Below are 3,542 nucleotides of genomic sequence, written 5' to 3'. Positions count from 1 at the left end.
CGCGCTTCCCTAAGGGCACGCCGCTGGCCCCGCCCGGCACAGGGCATTGCGGCCGGGCTGGTGCTGCTGCTGGTTGCCGCCCGCAGCTGGTACCTGCTGCAGTACCCGCTCAGCACAGATGAAGTGGGTTCCTACGACTTTTTTGTGGCGCACGGCCCCCTGGCCATTGGCAGCTACTACCCTATTCCAAACAACCACATTTTTTACAATCTGCTGGCCTGGCCCGGATTTGCGGCCGGACTCCCTCCCTATCTCGTTATGCGGCTGCCCACGCTGCTGCTGGGCACCGGTGGCACGGTGATAAGCTACCTGTTGCTGGCACGGGCAACGGGGCTGCGGATGGCCACGCTGGTTATCGGGCTGGTGGGGCTGGGGCCGCTGTGGGTGTACTACGGCGCAGTTGGGCGCGGGTACTTTCTGCAGCTCAGCTTATTGCAGCTGGGCTTTTTTGCGGTGCTGGAATTGCTGCGGCCAGCTTCCGGCTACCGGCAGCTGGCCTGGGCAGTTTTCGTGGGCAGCAGCATTCTGGGGCTTTACACGATTCCGACGTATGCCTACCCGCTGGTGGCTTTCGGATTAGCCCTGGCAGTGGGCCTGGGGCGGCAGCACCGCACGAGCGAGCTGGCCTGGGCGACCCTGCTTATCGGGCTGATTACGGTGCTGCTGTACGCCCCGGTGGGGGCCGTTTCGGGCTGGCACCGACTGGTGGGCAACCGCTACGTAGCCGCGCGCACAGCAGCGCATTTCTGGCCGTCCTTTCGGGCGGTGCTGTATGAGATGGCGGCCGAGTTGTTTGGGCCGCCGGTACGCATCAGTGGGCCGGCGTGGTTGGCCCTGGCCCTACTCGGCGGCGCGGCAGCGCGGCGCCTCATACCAGACGGCCCACGCCGACAAACGGCGCTGGTTGCCTGGGCGCTGCTCGCCACTCCCCTGCTGCTGATGGCTGTGCAGCGCGTATTCGTGCCAACCCGTGCCCTGCTCTACCTCACGCTGGCGGGCTACCTGCTGCCGGCGCTGTTGGCCTCGCCGGGCTGGCGCCGGGCCGCACGAAAACTTCACTTAGGCAGACTGCAGTGGCCTCTCATAATCGGCCTGATACTGAGCATCGGAGGCTTTCGGCTGTATCGCAACCAGCCGCAGCTACGCTACTCACGCCACGAAGCCGCCTTGTTGCAGCAGGCTTACCAGTGGCTCAGCACCCGGCCGCAACCATCAACCGGCCCCACCAAAGTGTGGCTGCATGCGCCACTGCAGGCGCTGTTTTTTGCGCATTATAATCAGCTTGCAGAAGGCCCCCGCCCGCTCCTGACTACTGGAAACGCCAGCTGGCCGGACGGGAAGTACGATTTCATCGTGCTCGACAACCGCCAGCCCGGGCTGCCAGCCGCACCGCCAGCTGGCTATGCGCAGGCTTACCACGACCAGTTCACGACTATCTATGCCCGTCGCTAACGATTTGGCCGATTCAGGCTCCACCCGCTCAGCGCTCATTCGTTTTGGCGTTTGCCTGGTAGCCGGCGTTTTGGCCGTGTGCGCCGGCTGGTCGGCCCTGGTGCTGGGCAGTACATCGTGGGCAGAGGCGCGCCAGTTCGACGCTATTTTTCCGTTCTACGCGTGGCGAACACGGCACTTTTTAGCAGCCGACTACCTGTTTCTGCGGTCGGCCCTTGCCTTGCTAGCGCTGGCGCTCGCAGCGGCGGGGCTGGCGGCGGGCCGGTGGATACCAACTTACCGCGAAGCGGTGAAAGCTTCCTTTCGCGACCTGACGGGCACTGTTGCCGGCGCGGTAGCCCGGCTGCGCTTGCTTACCCCACGGCAACGGTGGCAGGCCACGGGTGCGCTGGCCGGCCTCACGGCACTGCGGCTGTATTTCAGCATGGCTAATCCCGAATACGACGATGCTGTGTCGTACGAAGTGTTTGTGAGCAAAGGGCTGTTGGCCACCAGCGCCTACTACCCGATTCCGAACAACCACATACTCTCCAATACCATTGCGCTGCTGTTTTACCAGCTACACCACGGTTTTTGGTGGTCGATGCGCCTTCCGGTGCTGCTCATTAGCACGGCAGCTACTGTAAGATGGTTTACGGGCTTGCTACGGTGGGCCAGCTTCCGGGTGGCCCTGCTGGCCGTAGGCTTATTCAGTGTGCTGCAGCTCAGCCTCTATCATGCGGGTGCCGGCCGGGGCTACTGGCTGATGATTTGGCTGGCGGGAATCGTTTTTTTTGCGACGCTGGAGTTGCACCAGCGTAATGGCCGCCATCTCACGGCCTGGACTGCGCTGCTGGGAGCCGGAATCCTGGGTTGCTACACCGTGCCGCCTTTTGTATACGTGCTGGCCTCGGCATACTCCTGGCTCGGGCTGCAGGCCATGCGGCAGTCCCAAATGAGTCGACTAATTGCCTTGTTGGTTTTCGCTCTGGCCACGCTAAGCGGGGCAGGCTTGCTGTATGCACCGCTATTGCTGGTATCGGGGTGGAATGCCCTGGCCGGAAACGGCTACGTGGCCCGCCTCCCTCCGGCCGATTTCTGGCGCGGGCTGCCCGGCTACCTATGGTATACCGAAGGCTTTTTGGCCGGTCAGCGCACGCTCGGGGCTGGCATCACGCTAGCCGGGCTGCTGCTGCTATGCCGGCTGCGCTGGCTGGCGCGGGCCCACCGCTTACCCGGCCAAACACTGGCACAACTGCATCGATTGGGCCCCCCCGCACTCTGGTTTATGCTGCTGCCATACGGGTTGATTGTGCTACAACGCGTATTTCCTCCTGAGCGGGTGATGCTCTACAAGGCGCAATTCTTTTTTATTCTGCTTGCCGTGGGGCTCGATTGGTGGTTGCGGCAGCCGGCCACACTAGGAAGGATGTACGCGCGCCGGGCGATGCTTGGGGCCGCCATTACAGTCTTTGCAGCATACGGCGTCTACACCATAGTACGCGTGAATCCGACGGCTCGCGGCACCAACGCTTCTTACCGCGACGGCCTCCTGTGGCTAGCCACTCAGCCCACCGGTGCGGTCTTGCTACCCGAACCCACCCAACACCTGTTCTTCCGCTTCTATGCGCACGGCATGGAGCGGCCGCACACGTGGCAGTTCGACTACCGCCAGCAGCCCGGGCGGGCGTACCGCTACGTGGTGGCTTTCCCTAACCGGCGAGGCTACTTCCAACCCGAATTTCCTTTCCCGGCGGCCTACCATAATTCGTCGGTCGACATCTACGTGGTTCCCGAAAATTACAAGCTACAAATCACCTCCTGGCTACATTAAAATCACCGCACGGGCACGAACAAGCGAAGGCTTAGTGCCCCTTCGCCAGCAGCACAATGCCCACCACGATGCACAGCAGCCCGCCCGCCTGGGCCAGGCTGAGGGTTTCGCGCAGCACCACCAGCCCCAGCACTGCCGTCAGCAGCACCGAGCCGCCCACGATGATAGGGGTACCTACCGACGAGGGCACGCCGCGCTGAAACACCACGAACGTGAGAATTTCGGCCAGCACCACGCCCAGGCCCGCCAGCGCGGCCAGCCCCACGCCCGTGCCAGT

At 63.4% G+C, this 3,542-nt stretch carries 2 protein-coding genes and 1 pseudogene; 2 read left to right on the top strand and 1 reads right to left on the bottom strand.

Annotated features, from left to right (window positions below):
* Together ACYVDE_RS17580 and ACYVDE_RS17575 are read left to right on the top strand one after the other, a co-directional pair.
* Positions 1-1,452: hypothetical protein (locus ACYVDE_RS17580; RefSeq protein ID WP_460502852.1), on the top strand; the 1,452-nt coding region annotated here is incomplete at its 5' end.
* A gap of 289 nt (positions 1,453-1,741) precedes the next feature.
* On the top strand, positions 1,742-3,265 hold the full coding sequence (locus ACYVDE_RS17575; RefSeq protein WP_460502851.1) for a hypothetical protein: 1,524 nt from the start codon (positions 1,742-1,744) through the stop codon (positions 3,263-3,265).
* Positions 3,266-3,296: 31 nt separating this feature from the next.
* On the opposite strand, the pseudogene ACYVDE_RS17570 reads toward ACYVDE_RS17575, so the two are convergent.
* A pseudogene (locus tag ACYVDE_RS17570) lies at positions 3,297-3,542 on the bottom strand (EamA family transporter); the annotation flags it as partial.

Source organism: Hymenobacter agri (assembly GCF_054778495.1).
The sequence above is the reverse complement of the archived record's forward strand: the minus strand, read 5'-3'. Positions and strand labels throughout refer to the sequence as shown.